Source organism: Rheinheimera salexigens (assembly GCF_001752395.1).
Classification (GTDB): domain Bacteria; phylum Pseudomonadota; class Gammaproteobacteria; order Enterobacterales; family Alteromonadaceae; genus Alishewanella; species Alishewanella salexigens.
Genome location: NZ_MKEK01000001.1, coordinates 2,247,742 through 2,268,020 on the forward strand (window position 1 = coordinate 2,247,742; position 20,279 = coordinate 2,268,020).

General features: G+C 40.9%; 14 protein-coding genes. 6 read left to right on the forward strand and 8 right to left on the reverse strand.

The annotated features are described in order from the left end of the window. Positions 1 to 104: 104 nt before the first annotated feature. Positions 105 to 1,430, reverse strand: coding sequence for a DUF4397 domain-containing protein (locus tag BI198_RS10245; protein WP_235605304.1), 1,326 nt, complete (start codon positions 1,428 to 1,430; stop codon positions 105 to 107). 250 nt (positions 1,431 to 1,680) lie between these two features. On the opposite strand from BI198_RS10245, the gene BI198_RS10250 reads away from it, so the two are divergent. Beyond that, the gene (locus tag BI198_RS10250) at positions 1,681 to 2,901 is read left to right on the forward strand and encodes an alkaline phosphatase family protein (RefSeq protein ID WP_070049472.1); all 1,221 of its coding nucleotides are present in this window, start codon (positions 1,681 to 1,683) and stop codon (positions 2,899 to 2,901) included. Here the strand turns inward: BI198_RS10250 and BI198_RS10255 are convergent. Beyond that, positions 2,898 to 3,311: a GNAT family N-acetyltransferase gene (locus BI198_RS10255; RefSeq protein WP_083256681.1), complete on the reverse strand. Its 414-nt coding sequence runs from the start codon at positions 3,309 to 3,311 to the stop codon at positions 2,898 to 2,900. The genes BI198_RS10250 and BI198_RS10255 overlap by 4 nt on opposite strands. A gap of 482 nt (positions 3,312 to 3,793) precedes the next feature. Here BI198_RS10255 and BI198_RS10260 point away from each other — a divergent pair, with 482 nt between their 5' ends. Together BI198_RS10260 and dinF are read left to right on the forward strand one after the other, a co-directional pair. After that, positions 3,794 to 4,525 carry a pseudouridine synthase gene (locus BI198_RS10260; RefSeq protein WP_235605305.1) on the forward strand — a complete coding sequence of 244 codons (732 nt, stop codon included), beginning with the start codon at positions 3,794 to 3,796 and terminating at the stop codon, positions 4,523 to 4,525. Positions 4,526 to 4,659: 134 nt separating this feature from the next. After that, positions 4,660 to 6,015, forward strand: a complete 1,356-nt coding sequence (dinF, locus tag BI198_RS10265) for an MATE family efflux transporter DinF (protein WP_070049475.1) — start codon at positions 4,660 to 4,662, stop codon at positions 6,013 to 6,015. Between the two features lie 86 nt (positions 6,016 to 6,101). Here dinF and BI198_RS10270 read toward each other — a convergent pair whose 3' ends face one another. Beyond that, the gene (locus BI198_RS10270; protein ID WP_070049476.1) at positions 6,102 to 7,415 is read right to left on the reverse strand and encodes a hemolysin family protein; all 1,314 of its coding nucleotides are present in this window, start codon (positions 7,413 to 7,415) and stop codon (positions 6,102 to 6,104) included. A 129-nt stretch (positions 7,416 to 7,544) separates the two neighbouring features. Then, positions 7,545 to 8,804: an Nramp family divalent metal transporter gene (locus tag BI198_RS10275; RefSeq protein ID WP_070049477.1), complete on the reverse strand. Its 1,260-nt coding sequence runs from the start codon at positions 8,802 to 8,804 to the stop codon at positions 7,545 to 7,547. Positions 8,805 to 9,021: 217 nt separating this feature from the next. On the opposite strand from BI198_RS10275, the gene BI198_RS10280 reads away from it, so the two are divergent. Next, entirely contained in the window at positions 9,022 to 12,270 is a 3,249-nt protein-coding gene (locus tag BI198_RS10280) for a S41 family peptidase (RefSeq protein WP_070049478.1), read from the forward strand. A gap of 84 nt (positions 12,271 to 12,354) precedes the next feature. Here the strand turns inward: BI198_RS10280 and BI198_RS10285 are convergent, their stop codons facing one another. The 3 genes from BI198_RS10285 to BI198_RS10295 form a co-directional block, all read right to left on the reverse strand. After that, entirely contained in the window at positions 12,355 to 12,732 is a 378-nt protein-coding gene (locus BI198_RS10285) for a diacylglycerol kinase (RefSeq protein ID WP_070049479.1), read from the reverse strand. A gap of 73 nt (positions 12,733 to 12,805) precedes the next feature. Continuing rightward, a complete protein-coding gene (locus tag BI198_RS10290) occupies positions 12,806 to 14,506 on the reverse strand; it encodes a phosphoethanolamine transferase (protein ID WP_201243474.1) in 1,701 nt (566 codons plus the stop codon). A 100-nt stretch (positions 14,507 to 14,606) separates the two neighbouring features. Continuing rightward, entirely contained in the window at positions 14,607 to 16,730 is a 2,124-nt protein-coding gene (locus BI198_RS10295; protein ID WP_070049481.1) for an LTA synthase family protein, read from the reverse strand. A gap of 171 nt (positions 16,731 to 16,901) precedes the next feature. Between BI198_RS10295 and BI198_RS10300 the strand changes: the two genes are divergently transcribed. Both BI198_RS10300 and BI198_RS10305 read left to right on the forward strand, forming a co-directional pair. Further along, the gene (locus BI198_RS10300; protein WP_070049482.1) at positions 16,902 to 17,579 is read left to right on the forward strand and encodes a response regulator transcription factor; all 678 of its coding nucleotides are present in this window, start codon (positions 16,902 to 16,904) and stop codon (positions 17,577 to 17,579) included. A gap of 5 nt (positions 17,580 to 17,584) precedes the next feature. Next, complete coding sequence (locus BI198_RS10305) at positions 17,585 to 18,997, forward strand: sensor histidine kinase (protein ID WP_070049483.1); 1,413 nt, start codon at positions 17,585 to 17,587, stop codon at positions 18,995 to 18,997. A gap of 107 nt (positions 18,998 to 19,104) precedes the next feature. Here BI198_RS10305 and BI198_RS10310 read toward each other — a convergent pair whose 3' ends face one another. Continuing rightward, a complete protein-coding gene (locus BI198_RS10310; protein ID WP_070049484.1) occupies positions 19,105 to 20,277 on the reverse strand; it encodes a vWA domain-containing protein in 1,173 nt (390 codons plus the stop codon). Between the last annotated feature and the right edge of the window lie 2 nt (positions 20,278 to 20,279).

Sequence of the window (20,279 nt, forward strand, 5' to 3'; positions counted from 1 at the left end):
TTTTAATTCAATGCTTCAAATAATAAAACCGTGCTAAGCACGGTTTTATTCTATCTATAACATTTAATTTTTAGCTGACTAGATTTATCAGCTTAACCTGAATTCTACTTAACTAACGTCAGTTTATAACCTGATGGCGCAGCAGCATCTTGTTCTGCTAATAGCATATAGTGCTTACTTGGCATTAACTGCTGGCTGAATAGTCTATCTAATAAAATAGCACTACCATTTTCAGCAATATGTACCAAAGCGATATCGTAACTATCTTTAGGTAACACTAAACTTTGTTGTTTTTCAAAAGCTAAGTTTTTAACTGCATATCGGGCATCGGCAATAGTTTCATCTTGGCGTACAAAGTAGAACTGCAACCGTTCTATATCAGTCACTAAATTCACTACATTTATATCATGGCTTTGTAACTGGGGTTTCGTCGCTTCTGCTAGCGCCATAATTTGGGCTTGCTGATTAGCATTGCTATACAGCAATACCGCTTTACTATCACCTGCCGCTAAACTTAATAACCCACCCGTTAGCAAGGATTGATTATCAGCAGTACTAATATTTAAGCTGTAATCGCCTTTATGAGTCATTTGATAACCACTATTTTCGCCTGGCTGTAAGCTAAGCACTGGCTGGTTATCAACGGCTAACTGTACCGCCTGTTCTAAGCTGTTATATAAGCGAAATTGAGCATTCGCATCTAGGTGTTTAAAGCTAGCAACAGTTGAAGAGTTTAAAATAACATCGGCCACTAATTGATTAGCAATAGGCCCGTGTTGGTCTCGTAATATAATGACATAACTACTGGTATAAGCCATATTTAAACCTTTGCTTACAAATAGCGGTGTAGTATGGCCAGCAGCCGTTAAGTATAAATTATATTTACCGGTCGCTTTAGACACCATACTACTAATTGCTTTAGCACTGAGCGCTTCTATTAATTCTGCTTCAGCAAAGGTTTCATTTTCAGCAGACATATAAATATCTAATTCTGGCTGTTGCGATAAATTAACAAAATACACATTAAACGCTTTATCTAAACTATCATCTCGTTTAAAGCTTAAGCTCAAGTAATCATACTGCTGTTCAGTTTCTGTCATGATAAATAAGGTTTTTTCACCGGCAACAAAACGGGCCTGTTCGGTTAATAGTTGTTGCTCACCTAAAGTTTCATCAAAGCTAATAGTATAGCTATCTGCGGCTACTGCAGTAAGGCTACTGACATCAGCAAAGGTCGCATTACCGATTAAGGTATCACCTACTTTTAGGCTGGTATTGGCCGCATTGGGGGCGGCATGATAAAACTGGACATAACTGTCACTCACTTTGTCACTACTGCTACTGCCACCACAACCGACTAAGGTAAACATTGCCGTCACGGCGATTAAACGTAAATAATTTGCGACTTTCATATAAGGTACTATTTTCATACAACTTATCCTAATTGAAATAAAATCAATACAGGGTATGAATTTAGCTGCAGAAAGAACATAGCCAATTACTAATGGAAACAGATAGTTACAACTTATTACAAAGGTGCAGTCTGTTATCGTCATCAAACAAAATAACAATGATGGCACCCTAGCCACCATTTATCGTGTTTGTCATTTTTCCTTCAGAATTAACAGGTACAATAGGCTCATACCATTAATAGATGACTGCAATTAGGTGTTAGCCACAATGAAAAACCTGCTTCTTTTATGCCTACTTTTACTGGTTTCACCGCTAAAAGCGGAGCAAAACAGTATTATTCTGATTTCTTTAGATGGTTTTGCCGCTAAATATTTAGATCAGTACCCAGCGCCAACCTTAAAAGCATTAGCTGAAAGTGGTTTAATCGCCGATAGCATGCAACCGGTATTTCCCAGCAAAACCTTTCCTAATCATTACAGCATTGCTACCGGTCTTTACCCTGCCAAGCATGGCATTGTCGAAAACTCAGTTTATGATCCTGAGTTTCAAAGCGTATTTAAAATGAATAAGCCAGAAGAGGTAACTAATCCGCGTTGGTGGTTAGGTGAACCTATTTGGGTGACTGCTGAATTACAAGGTGTTAAAGCCGCCACCTATTTTTATCCTGGTTCAGAAGCCGCAATAAAGCAGACTCGGCCAAGTTATTGGCAAGTGTATGATGGTAAAATAGAAAATATTGAACGGGTAGATAGCGTTCTGCAATGGTTAGATTTACCGCTACAACAACGACCTAATTTTATTACTTTATATTTTAGCAGTGTGGATGATGCTGGCCATAGATACGGTCCCAATTCAGCCGAAGTGGCCAGCGCCATTCTCGATGTTGATAATGCCATAGCGCATTTAATTAGCGGTTTAAAACAACGTGGTTTATATGATCAAGTTAACTTGATGATCACCTCTGATCACGGTATGGCTGAAGTGCCGGCAGAAAACTCGATTGTAATCGATAATTTTATTAATTTTGCCGATATAGAACAAGCCTTATTAACTTCAGAAATTGTCTCTATCTTTCCAAAACCGGGCAAAACCGAAAGCTTATATCAGCAATTAAAACAACAGTTACCTGCACAAGCAACCGTATATAAAAAGTCTGAGCTACCTGCGCGCTGGCAGTATAAAGATAGTCAGCGTATCGCCCCCTTATTAGTGATCCCAGACTCAGGCTGGCGCTTAATAAAACAACAGCACCAAGCAAGATGGCAAACACGTAAGGGTGAAGTGACCGGTAACCACGGTTATGACAATGCTGCAGCTGATATGCAGGCAATCTTTATTGGCCACGGCCCCGCCTTTAAAGCTGGCAGCACCATACCCAGCTTTATCAATATTCAATTGTATAATTTAATGTGTAAGATTTTAAATATTAACCCTGCTGCAAATGATGGCGATCCGGCTTGGGCAGACAGCGTTTTAGACTTAAACTAAAGTGTTTTTTGCATAAAGTATTTTGCTCCACCAGCAAACGGATAATCTGCTTGGGTCCAGCAAACCTGATAGCCAAGCCGTTGATAAAATGGCTTGGCTTGAAAATTAAGCGTATCCAGTAATACATAGCGACAGCCGCGTTCTCGGGCTATTTGCTCTGCCTTTAATAGCATGGCTTTACCCGTGCCCTGGCCTCGACAATGCTCAGCTAACCAAAAAGATTCTAGATAAAACCAATTACCAAAAGTACGACCGGTTAACACAGCAGTTAATTCGCCTTCTGGGTTAAGTCGTTTTAAACCTATAGGTTGGCGTAATGTTGCATCCCAGTATAAGGCATTAAACTCAGCAATTTTTTGTTTAGCCTGCTGGGCTAAATCTTCACTATTATCGGTTATAAAGTCTGACATGATACTCATTATCTCAAGCTGGTTTTTAACGGCAATAAAGCATATTAGGCTAGCATAATGAGGCAGTATAGCTAAGTTGATATGGCCAGCTTGGTGTTGACAGAAAAAAAAACGGGAGCCAAGCTCCCGTCACACAAGTTGTGTTGAAGTAAATCCATTTAAATAAAATCAGGAAGAGATGAAACTGGGCTCAGTATGCCGGATAATGATGAAGTATTTATGACAAAAACGATAACAATGCCGATTAATGAGTTAATCGTTATTAGTTACGATTAATTAGTTTGGACTGTGAACTGACTAAGATGAATTATTGAGGAGCGGTTTTACCCTAAACTAACCATCGCAACCCTGGACGGGCGAAAATGAAAACACCCTATAGCTGTTATATACTCACTATCTGCTAATAAGCCCATTTACTCATTTTGTAGCGATGTTATCCATAATAATAAGAGAATGCCCAGTTTGTTAAACGAGAATCTATTTTGAACCAACACCCACAACGCTTAGCAAAATGGATTGCCGCTAATGGTTATTGTTCGCGCCGTAACGCAGAGCGCTTAATTACTACCGGTAATGTTAGCGTTAATGGTCTGCCCGCTAAGCATACCGATTTAGTGACTGCTACTGATCAGATAATGATTAATCAGCAACCGCTGCAAATTACTCCCGCCCGAGTGTATTATAAATATCACAAACCGGTTGGCGTTGACTGTAATATCAAAGCCGACGATGCGGCTAGTTTGTATCATATTTTACAGCCTTTGCCGCAACGAGTATTTGCGGTCGGTCGCTTAGATAAAGATTCCAGCGGCTTATTACTATTAACCAATGATGGCTTATTATGCCAACGCTTAATTCATCCTGACTTTTATCATCAGAAATCTTATCGAGTTAAAGTAGACAGCACTATTACTACACAATTTATCTGTAACCTACAGCAAGGCGTTAGTTGGCAGCTAGGTAACAATCGTTACACTTCTCGACCGTGCCAACTGCGACAACTGACGGATGACGAATTTATTATTACCCTCACCCAAGGCTTACATCGACAAATACGCTATATGTGTAAAAGCCAAGGGGTGAACGTTATCGAACTGTGCCGTATTAGTTTGCACAATATCGTGCTCGACGATTTAACCCTAGGGGCAACAGAACCTATTGCCGGTTCCTGTTTAGATACTTTATTGCAGCTAACTATTTCTAATTCAATTTAGCCTATTTATATTAAGCCTAGCTAACTCCTATTAGCTAAATGTGAGTTATCTAATTTGATCCTAGTAAAAACGAGCTAAGCCAATTATGGTTAATTGCCGCAATAAGCTTTTATTAAATAAGGCTAAAATTATTAATGTTTTCACGTTTTTTTAATTTATCACAACAAAAAAAGATTGGTGCCATTGCTTTGCCTATGGTGTTGTCTAATTTATGTGTGCCGCTTCTGGGCTTAGTGGATACTGCTGTAGCCGGGCATCTTGATGATGCTAAGTACTTAGGCGGCATTGCCCTAGGTAGTAGTGTTATTAGCTTATTATTCTTTTTGCTTAGCTTTTTACGCATGAGTACCACCGGCTTAACCGCCCAAGCTTATGGCGCTAATAATACCGAGGGCCAACTTAACTGCCTTAGCCAAGGCATTACTGTCGCTTTATGCATCGCAGCCGTTTTATTGTTACTGCAATACCCGTTAAGCATGCTGTTTTACCTTAGCGATGCCAGCCAAGCCATAACAGAACAAGCTGTTAGCTACTTTCAGGTGCGGATTTGGAGTGCGCCAGCATTATTAACCAACTTGGTATTAATGGGTTGGTTTTTAGGCCAACAAAATGCCCGTTATCCCATGTGGATGCTGATTTTTAGCAACAGCATAAATATTATTTTAGATATTGTGTTTGTGGTGTATTTGCATTGGAATGTGCCCGGTATTGCCGCCGCATCAGTTATTGCCGATTATGCTGGCTTAGCGTTAGCGCTAAGCTTTATCTATCGCAGCCCACTGCGCGCCAGTATCGTCAGTTATTTTCAGCAGCATTGGCTTAGCTCATTACAATACGCCAAATTTAAACAACTTTTCGCACTAAATAGAGACATCTTTTTACGCAGCTTATGCTTACAAGCGGTGTTCATCTTTATTGCCTTTCAAGGTGCCGCTTATGGCGATAATACCGTCGCGGCCAATGCAGTATTACTGAGTTTTTTAATGTTAGTGTCATATGCCTTAGATGGCCTAGCCTATGCCGCAGAAAGCATTACCGGCCAAGCCATTGGCCAAGCTAAAGCCCAGCGCAATAGCCACCAATTTACCGATAGTTTAATCGTCTTAAGCTGCTGGTGTTTAATGTTATCGCTATTATTTAGTGTTGGCTATGCGGTAGCGGGTCAGGCTTTTGTAAACTTACTAACCTCAATACCCGAAGTGCAAGCCGAAGCCGAAAACTATGTTGGCTGGATGATTTTACTGCCCTTAGTGGCTAGTTGGGCTTACTTGCTAGATGGCGTGTTTATTGGCGCCACTCAAGGCAAAACCCTGCGTAACACTATGCTAATCGCCTTAATTGGTTTTGCCGCGCTGTTTTTACTATTTCAAGACTGGCAAAACCACGCTTTATGGTTAGCCTTATGCGGCTTTATGGCCCTGCGCAGCCTAGGCCTAGCATTAGTGTTGTTTAAGCAATTACGACATAACCAACTGATACCTAAGCACTAACCTTGAACTTCCACACCCAGCTTTTCAAGGGGTCAGAGTACTTGAAACCTAAAATCGATTTCAACGACTCTGACCCCTTGAAAATTTTAGACTGAAGCGCTGATATCTAATGGCTCTGAGCCAATTTTAGTTACTAACAGCTGGTCAATTTTATAGCTATCTATATCCACCACTTCAAACTTATAACCTTCATGGATAACAAAGTCGGTGCGCTTAGGTATTTTGCGCAAGGTATACATCATAAAACCGGCGATAGTTTCGTAGTTTTCTTGATTTGGAAAGCGGTCAATCGATAGAACGCGCATAACATCTTCCAGCGGCGTTAAGCCCTCTACTAACCATGAACTGCTATCGCGGGCGACAATTTGATCTTCTTCTGAGTTTACTAACTCGCCCATGACAATGCTCATCACATCCTTAAGGGTGATAATACCCACCACTAAGGCGTATTCATTCATAATAACGGCGAAGTCGACACCAGCAGATTTAAAGTGCTCTAGCACTTCATATAACGACAAGGTATCGGGAATAATAAGCGCTGTGCGGACTATGCCTTCTTTACTTAACGAAATAGGTTGTTGATGTAACACTTGCATTAAAATGTCACGGGCATCGACATAACCTACTACATGGTCCAGCACTTGGTCGCAAACTAAAAACTTGGCATGTGGATGTTGGGCAATTTTGTCTTTAATGTCTTCTAGTGATTCATTTTTCATAAAAAACACTAAACTTTCGCGAGCGGTCATGGCCGAGGTGACAGTGCGCGACTCCATATCAAATACATTTTCTAACAGCTGATGTTCATGTTGTTGCAGCACACCGGCTTGAGCGCCTGCTTCCATCATGGCGATAATATCATCGGGTGTAATATCATCTTTGCGCATAGTAGGCACGTTAAACAAGCTGAAAATCACATTGGCTAAACCGTTAAAAAACCACACTAAAGGCTTTAACAGCATAATTAAAAACAGCATCGGTTTAACCACTCGCACCGCGATATACTCAGGGGCAATCATGGCCAACCGTTTTGGCATTAAATCGGCAAATAAGATAAATAACGAAGTAATAAAAAATACCGACAAAATAAAAGCCGCGGATGGGATCCAGGTGCCGGTAAAGAATATAGCTAATAAGTGGGTGAAATACGGAGTAAAAGCAGCTTCACCTAAGATACCGCCTAAAATAGCCACCGCATTTAAACCAATTTGCACGATAGTAAAAAAGTTGCCGGGCTGTTCTTGTAAGGCTAATACTTTTTCGGCATTCACATTGCCGTCACTGGCCATAAAGCGAAGCCGGATTTTACGCGCGGCTGCTAAAGCAATTTCTGAGATAGAAAAAAATGCACTGCAAGCTACCAGCAATAACATTAATAAAACATATTCAAAGGTCGTCATTTATACTCCCACCAGCATAACCAATGTCATGCTACTCTTCGTGGTTATTATAGCGGTAGTTACAGCTAAAACGTGCTAACTATCTGCAATTTATTCAATTTTGTTATTATATCCAGCTGGGTTTTAGGCTTAAATCAAATTAAACGCTAAACCCAAACTACGAACGCTTAAGATAACACTGATCAGCAACACGATTGAGCCCAATATATTTTGCCAACGATTATTTTTATATTGACCTAAAATAGTGTGATTCATTGCTAGTAATAAACATAAACAAATTAGCGGTAATAAAATGCCATTGGCGACTTGAGCAAACCAAATAACAGATACTGGTTTAATGCCTAACGACGCAAAAATAACACCACTAATAATAATCAGTAACCAAGTGGCACGAAATACTGGCTGCTTTAAATCTAATGGTTTACCTAATATACCTGCCATGGCATAAGCTGCCGCTAATGGTGCTGTGATAGCTGAAGACAACCCAGACGCTAATAACCCTAACGATAAGCCCCATGTTGCTGCTTTGCCAAATAATGGCTCTAGGGCCACGGCCAGTTGACTAACATTTTCTAATTGTTGCGTTTGGCCAAAAAACGCTGCAGCAGCAGTAGACACTATAGCAATAGAAATAAGCCCTCCTAGAGGAATGGCTACTACGATATCGCGACGGGCATCGGTTAAAGACTCCGCGACATCAACCTGCCCTTTTGGCCATTTTTGGGCTGAACTCGCTGCATGTAAAAACAATGAGTAAGGCACCACGCTAGTACCAATTAAAGCCGCTACGGTTAAGGTTGCACCAGTAGGTATGCTCGGTATAAATGCGCCTTGTAATAAGCCTAAAATATCCGGTTTAGTTAAAATCATCGTGCTAATAAACGCTAAGCTCATTAATAACACTAAGACTATCAAGCAACGCTCAATCACCTTATATTTACCAAACCATAGAACCGACGCGGCTATAAAGCCTAATATAAGTGCCCACGGATTAAGCGTAGTGAAATTCGACCAGCTTTGCAGCCAAGCACTTTGACCCCAAATTGTTTCTGCCCCCATAGAAGCACCAGTAATATTGCCGCCTTGATAGGCGCTGTTACCGATAACAATTGCGGCTGTTACTAATAGCAGTAATGGCCAACGTAATAATGGATGCTGTACTAGGCTGCGTAAGTTTTCACCTAAGCCTTTACCCGTGACAATACCTAACCTAGCGGCCATTTCTTGTAAAATCATAGTGGCACACACTGAAAAGACCAACGCCCATACCAAGGCATAACCAAAATCCGCACCGGCTAAAGAAGCCGTAACTACTGTGCCAGGGCCTATAAAAGCGGCTGTAACCAGCACCGCAGGGCCTAAAAAAGTTTTTTTGTTATTATTTGCCATAATGTTTACCGACGTTTTAATGCCTAAGCTTATACAAAGAAAGTTATTATCGCGCTACTTTAGCACAGGTTTTACGGTTTTAAGCGGCTTGTTTTAGGCTAAAATCACAATCACTTTTTTACAGTATTAAATGCTATGATTACTACCATTACTAAAACCTCCGCTCAATTTATGCTTTTTTTACCATTAGTAAGTACTATTAACACAAGGACTTAACATGTTTTCACCTCGATATTTATGTTTGGTTGCTTTGCTCGCATCCACTGGCATAACGGCCGCTGAAGGCAGCCGCCTATTACGCCAACCCGATATTTCCGCCGACAAACTGACCTTTGTTTATGGTGGTGATATTTGGCTAGCCGACCGTAATGGTCACAACCCACGCCAATTAACCACTCATCCTGCTAGCGAGTTTGCGCCGCACTTTTCACCAGACGGCAAATGGATCGCTTTTTCTGCCAGCTATGACAACAATACCGATGTCTATGTTATGCCTACTAGCGGCGGCGCAGCAACGCGCTTAACTTGGCACCCATCTGCCGATACAGTAAACGGCTGGAGCCCTGATGGTAAAAAAGTATTGTTTGCTTCTAACCGCGAAATTGCTAATAGCCGCAGCAATCAATTATTTGAAGTTGCCCTAACGGGCGGCTATGAACAAAAAGTGATGCCTGCCGTAGCCTTTGAAGGTAAATGGTCTAAAGATGGCAAAAAGCTGGCTTATCGCCCCAACAATATGGCGTATAGCGGCACCAGTGGTTGGCGTTTACATCGTGGCGGTAGTACGCCGCCGGTTTGGATTATTGACTTAGAAAAGCAACAGCTGGAAAAAATCCCGCATCCAAATGCCAATGAATTTAATCCATTTTGGCTAGATGACACGGTATATTTTTTATCTGATCGGGATAATAAAGCCGTAAACTTATTTAGTTATTCAGCCAAAAATGTTAGCCAACTGACTCAACTTACAGATTGGGATATTGAAGCAGCAGCCGGTTATGGCAGCGATATTGTCTATGCCGCTGGCGGTTATTTGTATCAGCTAAACCTGAGTAATGGCCAAAGCCAGCAAATCCCTATCACCATAAACAGCCAATCTGTACAGCGTCGGCCACAATGGAAAGACGCAAGCCAAACCCTAACTTCTGCCCAATTATCCAGTACCGGGCAGCGGGTTATTGTTAGTGCTCGGGGCGATATTTTTACCGTACCTGTTGATGCAGGTTCTACTCGCAACCTAACCCAAACTTCTGGTGTGCGTGAATTCTCCGGCATTTGGAGCCCAGATGGCAGCCAAGTTGCGTATATTTCTGACCAAGACAATAAACACCAATTAGTCATTCGCAGCCAAGATGGTCTGCAAGATGGCAATCGTTATGATTTGAAAAATAGCGGTTATTTAAACTTAATTAGTTGGTCACCCGATGCCAATCGCATTATTTATCAAGACAATCATTTAAATCTATTTGCTTTTGATTTAAAACTAAAAAAAGTGCAAAAACTTGATACCTCAATGCGTAGAGCTAATTTTAAAGTGAGCTTTTCGCCCGATAGCCGTTACTTAGCTTATACCGTCGCCAGCGAAAATTACTTTAGCCAAATTAAACTATTCGACTTTAGCAATAATAAAAGTACGCTGATAACAGATGGTATGAGCCATGTTGATGATCCTGTGTTTACTCAAGATTATTTATATTTTACCGGTTCAGTTAATACCGGACCATCGCAAGTTGGCTTAGATTTATCTACTCGTGAACGGCCTATTCGGCAAGGTATTTATGTTGCAGTGTTAGCCGCAGAAGGAAAATCGCCGCTATTACCCAAAGCCGGTGATGAGCCTAAAGTGAGCACTTCTGATACGGATAAAGCTAAAACTGACAAAAGCAAGGTGGTTAAAGCCGTTATTATAGATATGGACGGCTTAGCCGATCGTATTATTGCTCTACCTATTGCTGAACGTAACTACGACAGCTTAGCGGTTGCCGATGACGGCGCATTATTTTACTTACAACACAGCCAGCCAGGTAGCAGTAATGAGTTACCGCAAGCCAGAGATAACAATAACGCCAGCTTATATCGCTTTGATTTTAAAGAAAAAGCCAGTAAAAAAGTTCAAGACAAATTATCGTCATTTAGTTTAAGTGCTGATGGTAAAAAGTTATTACTACTTTCAGGTAGCAATACGCTAAAAATTGCTGATGCGGTGGAAAAGCTCAAGCCTGAAGCGATTAGCTTGGCCGATGTAAAAAGCTTTATTAACCCTGCTAAAGAATGGCAGCAAATTTTTAATGATGCTTGGCGCATGCAGCAAGATTATTTTTACGATGCGAACATGCACGGTATTAACTGGCAAGCTATTTACGATAAATATCAACCGATGTTAGCCCATGTGCAACGTCGAGAAGATTTAAATGATGTGCTTGTGGCGATGATTGCCGAATTACAAGTTGGCCATAACCGGATTGGTGGTGGTGACGTGCATAAAGAAAGCGCTAGCCAAGTTGGTTTGTTGGGTGCTGACTTTGTAATAAACAATAACCGCTATCAGTTCAGTACTGTCTATCAAGGCGATCGTTGGGCACCGTTTTTACAAGCGCCCTTAGCCGTACCCGGTGCCGCGGCTAAAGCCGGTGAATACTTATTGGCCATAAACGGCAAAGACTTATTTGCTGAGCAGAATATCTATCAGTTGCTAGAAAATACCGTAGGTAAACAAGTAGTGTTAACCCTTGCCGATAACAGTAAAGGTAAAAACAGTCGCAATATCACGGTTGAGCCAGTAGCCAACGAAAGCCAGTTACGACTTTGGCATTGGGTAGAGCAAAATAGACAGCTTGTAGCTAAAAAATCTAACGGACAGTTAGCTTATGTCTACTTGCCTAATACTGCTGATGGTGGTTTTTATTACTTTAACCGCATGTTTTTTGCCCAAGTTGATAAACCTGCATTAATAATTGATGAGCGCAAAAACGGCGGTGGCCAAGCTGCTAACTATATTACTGACATTCTAAGTCGACCGTTTTTATCCGGCTGGAAGGATCGGGATGGTTTGGGTTTCACTACTCCAGGTGGTGGTATTTATGGCCCTAAAACCATGCTTATCGACCAAGACGCCGGCTCAGGCGGCGACTTTTTACCCTGGGCTTTTAAACGCTTACAGTTAGGAAAAACCATTGGTACCCGTACTTGGGGTGGTTTAATAGGTATTTCAGCTAACCCAAGCATGATTGATGGCGGTTTCCATGTCGTGCCCTTCTTCCGCTTTTATACCCCAGATGGCGAATGGCGCGTAGAAAATGAAGGTGTCGCACCGGATATTGAAGTCGAACTAGACCCAATAGCGGTGAATAAAGGTATAGATGTGCAGTTAGAGCGAGCCATTGAGCATACTTTGCAACAATTAAAAGCTAATCCGCCAGCAGATCATAGCCAAGCACCAGCGATGCCAACGAAACTGGGGTTATAGCTGATGTTGCTAATAAATAATTAGCTTAACGCCCATTGCAAAAGGCTGCCTAATACACATTAGTGCAGCCTTTTTTATTGATGCTTAGACATTCATATACAATATTGCGGCCAGCACACAACCATAAATAAGCGTGGCGATGAATACCGCGGCAGAGCCAAGATCTTTCGCCAGTCCGGATAGCGGGTTTATTTCGTAGCCAATTCTATCTATCGTCACCTCAATGGCGGTATTAACCACTTCGGCAAAAAGTAAAAACAGCACTGCACACAGCAGTAGCAACTTTTCATAAACAGTAATCTGCCAAACGCTAATTAACACTACGTTAAACAGCAATAAAATTAATTCTTGTCTAAAAGCCGCTTCATTTTTTATTAGCCAATGAAAAGCCCGTGATGAATTTTTAAACGCTAAGTAAATTCGGCTGACACCAACGGGTTTATTACTGGGTTGAAAATGCATTAAATACCCTTAATTATTATTAATACTATGATGAATACTGTGATCACTTTTATGTTTACTCTAAAGGCTTAGCTTAGTTGGATTGCGCTATTACCTGCCCTACTTTTTGCAACTGTTTACAAGGGGTAAATATATCCAACTCAGGCTGATATAACTTAGTGGCAACATGAGTTATGCCCAACAAGGTATCAAAAATATTGTCATGTGATAATGGCTTAGCTAATTGTTGATTAACACAATCATTATAATTTTGATTAGCCAGTTGATTACTCCAATATATCAACGGCACTTGAGTTTGTTCTTTTGGCGCTAGGCTATAAGGAAAGCCATGTAAATATAAGCCATTTTCACCCAAGGATTCACCATGATCAGAAACATATAACAGGGTTAGGTTCTCTGCGGTTTGCTGTTGTAATACCTTAATCACCCGACTTAAAATATAATCAGTGTAGCTAATGGTATTGTCGTAACTATTGGCTAATTCGGCCTCGGTACAGTTTTGGATATCACTGCGGGCACAATCTGGAGTAAAACGGCGTTGGCTTGGCGGATAACGCCGATAATAAGTGGGGCCATGTGAGCCAATCATATGCAAAACAATTAAACGATTGCTAGCGGGCTTATTTTTCTGCTTATTTTCATGCTGAGTTTGCTGCTGGTCTGGCTGTTGGGCTAGCCGCTCCACTAATTGCTGGACTAAAATTTCATCATAACAAAACTGACCATCGCATAATGGCTGACTACTGCTGGTGGCAATATTAACATTTTCTACCCGGGCACAGACGCCTTTACAGCTACTATTATTGTCCAGCCAAAGTACATCAACTCCCGCACGATGAATAATATCTAAGGCGTTCTCTTGGCTTTGCGCCAAGCGTTGCTTAAATTGCTGCCGGTTTAAGCGCGAAAACATACAAGGCACCGATATCGCCGTTGCTGTGCCACAAGCGCTCACGTCTGAGAAAAACTTAACACCCAATTCAGGGGTATACAGATTGGTTGGTTTAGTATAACTGCCTAGAGAAAAGTTTTTAGCCCGAGCGGTTTCACCGACAATTAATACCGTTAGCGATCCTTGTTCCGGTGTTAATAAACTTGGTGCATTATCCAACAGTTGAAACGGTAACGGCGGTAAAAAGTATTTATCGCGTACAAATTTATAGCTGGCCGTATAAAAAGCAAATGGCGTGATATAACTGGTAAGTTGACGATTATTGCGGCCGATAGACACATAATCTTCATAAAAAGCGCCCATAATAGCGGCGCTGGCCGTAATGCAGACTAGGTTAATGACTAAAAAGCTTTTTAATCTAGCGCCAAAGGACTGAGTAAATTTAGTTCGCAGCAATATTAGCGCCGGCAGTAGCCCTAATAGCACCACATAAAGTAACAACGAAAGGTTAAGATAACTGAATGCTTCTCCAGTATCGGTTTCAACCATATTACGCAGCATATCTTTATCAAAGATAACTCCGTAATTGACCACGGCATAAAACACCACAGCTGAAATAAGTACACTGAGAATAGCAAGTGGCTTGATAAAACTAATTAATGAAAACCAAGTTAAAAATATACAGCTAAGCATAAATAATAACAGCGGTACTGATAGTAAAAACAAGCCATCCCAGTGTCCGGTAGACACTGCCGCTACATAGGTTTTATATAAAAAAAGACTGTTAAATACTAAGGTGATATAGGCGGCAGTTACCAACACTATGCCAGCGTAGGATTTTGGCGTCAGTTTATCCAGTATTTTAATCATCTGATTAAGCAAAATAATTCTCCAACTACCTATAGTTTTCAATTCAAAATGTTAGATATTAAATTTACTCGCTGAAACTTTAGGTGTGCTGAAGTCAAACTGACCCTTAGCTTTATTCTTGCACTATCGGTTGCACTGCTCCTTGCACAGTAACTGGCTCTGTTAATAGCGCAACTGATTGTTTAGCTAGTTGCACTGTTGATGATACTGTTGACGGTTCAGTTGATGGTACTGTTGACTGTATTTTCGGCTCGACTTGCCGTCTATATAACTGTTGTTGATACGCCATAGAACTAAATAAAACATGGGCTAAGGCTTTATCTTTTAACAAGGACGGCTCGGTACTGGCAGGTAGCGCGGTTTGCGCTTTACTGTTGACATCATATTGGCCATAACTGACTTTGCCACCGGGCATTAAAATAACCACTTGATCGTTTTCAATATAGGCAAAGTTATCGTAATACTGCATCATGGCGCGCTGTTGTGGGTATTTCTTAGTTAAATCTAGCCCCGTCATGGGTGTCGCAGCTTGGCTACCAATTAAGGATAATAACGTGACTGGCAAGTCAATTTGACTAGCTAGCCTTGAGTCAAAGGTATGATCAAAGTCTGAATTAAGAATAACCGCAGGGATATGAAATGATTTAACCGGTACGGGTTCAGAGCCATAAACCCGCACATCATGATCGGCAACAATTAAAAAGATAGTGTCTTGCCAATAAGGTTGGGTTTTGGCTTTGGCAATAAATTGACCTAATGCATAATCTGCATAGTTAATTGCCCTATCCCGCTTAATATTATCTGATACATGATTCTGCGGCAGGCTCGATGTATACAGCGGAATTTCAAAAGGATCATGATTGCTTGAACTGAAAATCAAACTAAAAAACGGTTGTTGTTTTTGTTGTAATTGTAGTAGCTCTTGATCGGCCTGATTAAATAAATCCTCATCACTAGCCCCCCAAGATGCAACAAATTTTGGTTGTTTGATATCTTTAAAATCAACAATATCGCTAAAACCATTACCGAGAAAAAAGCTTTTCATATTATCAAAGTGACTTTCACCACCATAAATAAATTGGGTTTGATAGCCCTCTGACGCCAGCACATCAGCTAAGGTAAAAAACTGCTGCTGTGATTTAGCCAACTTAACCACCGAGCGCGAAGGTGATGGTAAAAAGCCAGTAATCACCGCTTCAATACCGCGCACTGATCGCGTACCTGTAGCATATAAATTAGTAAAGCCCCAGCCTTGTTCATATAACTTATCTAACTCGGGTGTTATCGCCGTACCTTGTAATTTACCGACAAAACGCGCGCCCAAACTTTCTTCCAGTATGATCACTAAGTTTTTACGTTTTTGTGTATTGTAGGGCGGATTAATTGCCAATGTAGGCAACGCTTCATCGTCAAACTGGCTGCGATAACTGGCTTGGCGGACTAAATCGATAATCTGCTGCTTGGGCATTTCGCCATACAAACTGACCGCACTCTTTTCATCGGCCATATTTTTAACCGCGAAGGCAACACTATAGGTCGAATTTAGCACTAATGAATTTACTAAGGTATCTTGCGAGAAATACACTAACGCTGGATTTAATGGCCGATGGCCAACGGTGCCGCGGGCAGCTAAAAACAATACAAAAATAACAAGCAATAGACTGATATTACTGACGAAAAACAGGCGTGGTGCTTTGTTAACATTATATTTAGGTTCCGCTTTAATTGCAGTTTTAAATTCGGGTTTAGGAAAAAAGCGCAGCAGCAAAAAAACCGTTATTGCACAGCATAATAACGCTATGACTAAGGTGGCAATATGACCATTTAACAACATAGAAAACACTTCTTGCGGGTATGCAATATATTCAATAAATAACCGATTAGGTCTAACATCATATTGGTTAATAAAAGCTGGCGTTGCCGCCTCAACCAACACGATAAGGGTTATAGCAACAATGGCATAGCCTCGATTAAACTTCTGTAAATAAGGCTTAAACGGTAAATATACCCAGTCAGCGATATAAACCAATAAACTCAGAGGTAAGCTTAAATAGGCTGCTGTGCTTAAATCTACTCTTAAGCCGCCCAGAAATAACAGACTAAGCTGCTCTGAAGGAATGCGTTCAAATTGCCACATAGCTAAACCAAGACGGCTGACTAAAAAAATAGCTAATAAGGTGAAAAAAAACACTATTACTAGCTTAAACTGGCTAAAGTAACCGCTTAACGCGCGCATAAGTAAATCCAACTGAACAAATATGCTTCTAACGTAAACATGCAAACTTAAGATAGGCTTAGGGTTAACTGAATTCTTGCCCTTATCGTCATAAATTCAGCTATGCTAAAGCTAATCTTAAGCTTATTAATCTAAACTGGCTGCTAACAGGGTAAAACAAGGTATTAATGGATGAATTTGCTGCTCATTGAAGACTCAGTTTCATTACGGCGCAGTCTTAAAGTGGGCCTAGAGAATCTAGGTTTTACCGTTGATGAAACCGGTGATGGCTCAGAAGGGTTAAGCATGGCGCTTATGGGCGAGTATGACTTAATGATATTAGATATTATGCTGCCAAGCTTAGATGGCTTAAGTTTGTTAAAAACTTTACGTCAGCAGAACAAAGATATTAGGGTGTTATTGCTCTCGGCCAAAGTACAACCAGATGACCGGGTGCTGGGCTTATTATCTGGCGCGGATGATTACTTAACTAAACCATTTTCATTTGATGAATTGCATGCCAGGTTGCTGTGTTTAATGCGAAGAGGCACACTAACCGCCAGTGATGACATTATCGCTTTAGATGCCTTAGCGCTTAATTTACAATTAAAAACCTTAACGGCCGGTGCTATCAGCATTGATTTAACCCCAAATGAATTCAAAATTATTGAATGTTTATTTAGCAATCAAAATAAAGTGATTACAGCGGAAAAGCTAAGTACTTATCTAAATGGTCAGTATGATGCAGTATCAAAAAACGCCATAGAAGCCCATTTATCTTCAGCGCGTAAAAAAGTGCGGGCTGCGGGTTATGAATTACCGATCCAGACCAAACGTGGTTTTGGTTACTTTGTTAAATCGGCGCTCTAAACACTATGATATCTATTCGCCGTAAGTTAGTGCGTACGTTGTCGTTAACCATAACGGGCGTAGTACTGATTATTTTAATTGCCATTGACCTTGCAGTGGACAGCTGGATAGACAATCAATTTAACCGAGCACTACATGCCAAAGCTGGCATGTTAATGACCTTAGCAACTGTTGAGGATCAACAAGTTAATTTCAACTTTTCTAGCCAATTTTTGCCCGAGTTTAATGGCAATGCAGAGCCTGAATATTTTCAACTTTGGCTAAATGATAATATATTTAAACGCTCAGCTAGTTTAGATCTATTTGCTACGGTAACCCTACCCTTTACAGATATCGCCGTTGGCAAATCGACCATAATAGAAGCAACCTTACCTGATGGCAGAGCCGGTCGAATTATTTATACCCGGTTTATCCCTCAGGTTTCTATTCAAGAGCAAACCGCAGAAAACAGCTTATACCCGCCGCCGTCTATATTATTAGCTTATGCTACCTCAGCAGAAAGCATTAACTTTGTGTTATGGCTTATTGATATTGTATTTATTGTTACCACTATCAGTGTCATTATTTTTATTCGCTTATTTGTACGCAAAGCCGTAGAGCATGGTCTTTCGCCGTTAGAAAAACTAAATGAGCAAATAAATGCTCTGAGTTTAACCAACGAAAGTCAGCCGATTATGCTTGATGAACCGGTGCAAGAATTAATGGCTATTAAGGCTAGCTTAAATAGTTTTATTAGTGAAAATAGAAGTTTATATTTACGGGAAAAACGCTTAGCCTCAGATATTGCCCACGAATTAAGAACCCCTATAGCAGAACTAATTAACTTATCTGAAGTGGTGCAAAAATTTCCAGATAATGAATTAATGCCTGACTATGTACCTGAAGTACTGAAAATAAGTAAACGGCTGAACGAGATAGTCGCGAATATTTTACTCTTGCATAAGTATCAACACACTAAGCTGGCAAAAAATAATGTATTTGATCTTAACCAGATAATACAAAAAATTATTAGTCAAACGCCTACTAGTACTATCCAGTTTACACCGCAAGATTCGTTGCCCGCAGTCATCTCAAATTTAGCGGCAGTAGAATCAATTTTAACTAATTTAATCAGTAATGCGCTAACCCATAGCCGTGCCAACAGCCCTATAGTATTAACCTTGCAAGTAATCGAGCCCACGACACTACAAGTGCAAATAAGCAATACCTGTGCAAATGCGCTAAACCAAGCCGATTTAAGCCAATTATTCGAGCCTTTATGGCAAAAAGATCCCGCCCGCAGTGCCAGCGGTAATTATGGTTTAGGTTTAAGTATTGCCGCTACCTTTGCTAAAGCTATAGACGCCAAACTAGAAGCTCATTTACAACAGGATAAAATAACGTTTGTACTGAGCATACCTATCAAAGCAAGTGTTTAAGTCCTTGCTGCATATTAGTTATTACTAATAAAGTATTGCTGATTAAATTTGGCTGACTAGCATACCGTTACGCTAATCAGCCTAGACTTAAACCAAGCTAACTTGAGCTAGGTTAACAAGGTTTTAATCGCCTGATTAATACCACTTAAGGTTAAGGGATACATTCTTTGCTGCATAAGATTATGCATAATGCCGATTGAGTGATAATGCGGCCAATAAGGCTCTGGTTGCGGGTTAAGCCATACCGCCTTGGGGTAATGACTTAATAACCGCTGCATCCAGACTTTGCCCGGCTCTGCGTTCCAATGCTCGACACTGCCGCCTGGATATTCAATCTCATAAGGTCCCATGGTGGCATCGCCAACAATAATTAATTTATAGTCACTGCCAAAGGTATGAATAATATCGTTGATATTCATCTGTTCGCTATGACGACGCTTATTATCATGCCATACCGCTTCATACACGCAGTTATGAAAATAGAAAAACGCTAAATGTTTAAACTCCGATTTTACTGCCGAAAATAATTGCTGGCACTGCTGGATATGATCATCCATTGAGCCACCGACATCAAATAATACCAATAACTTAATGGCATTGTGCCGCTCACGCATAAAATGAAGATCTAACCACCCGCCTTGAGCCGAAGTTGCTTGAATGGTCGTGGCTAAATCTAACTCATTTTCAGCCCCGGTTCGGGCAAACTTGCGTAATTGCTTTAAGGCTAATTTTATACTGCGATTATTAAGCTCGGAATCGGTATCTAAATCTTTAAACTCGCGCTTGTCCCATACTTTAACCGCCCGCCTGGCACCACTACCTTGCTGGCCAATGCGAATGCCTTCTGGGTTATAGCCATAAGCGCCAAAAGCAGAGGTACCGCCTGTGCCTATCCATTTGTTACCGCCAGTATGCTTTTTTTGCTGCTCGGCTAAGCGTTGCTTAAACTGCTCTAGTAGTTTATCTAAGCCACCTAGCGCTTGGAGCTTAGCTTTATCTTCGTCCGTGAGCTGTTTAAGGATACTGGGCACTAGCCATTCTGGTGGAATGCTAGCAGCAATATCCACTTGAGCCACACCGGAAAAATATTCAGCAAAAGCGCGGTCAAACTTATCGTATTGGGTTTCATCTTTAACTAAGCACAAGCGAGAAAGCTGATAAAAGCCATCAATATCGGCAAATACCACTTGTTGCTTAAGCGCATTGAGTAAATCGAGCAGCTCGGTAATACTGACCTTTAAGCCTTGCTTTCGTAGGCTGAAAAAAAACGCAATTAGCATCG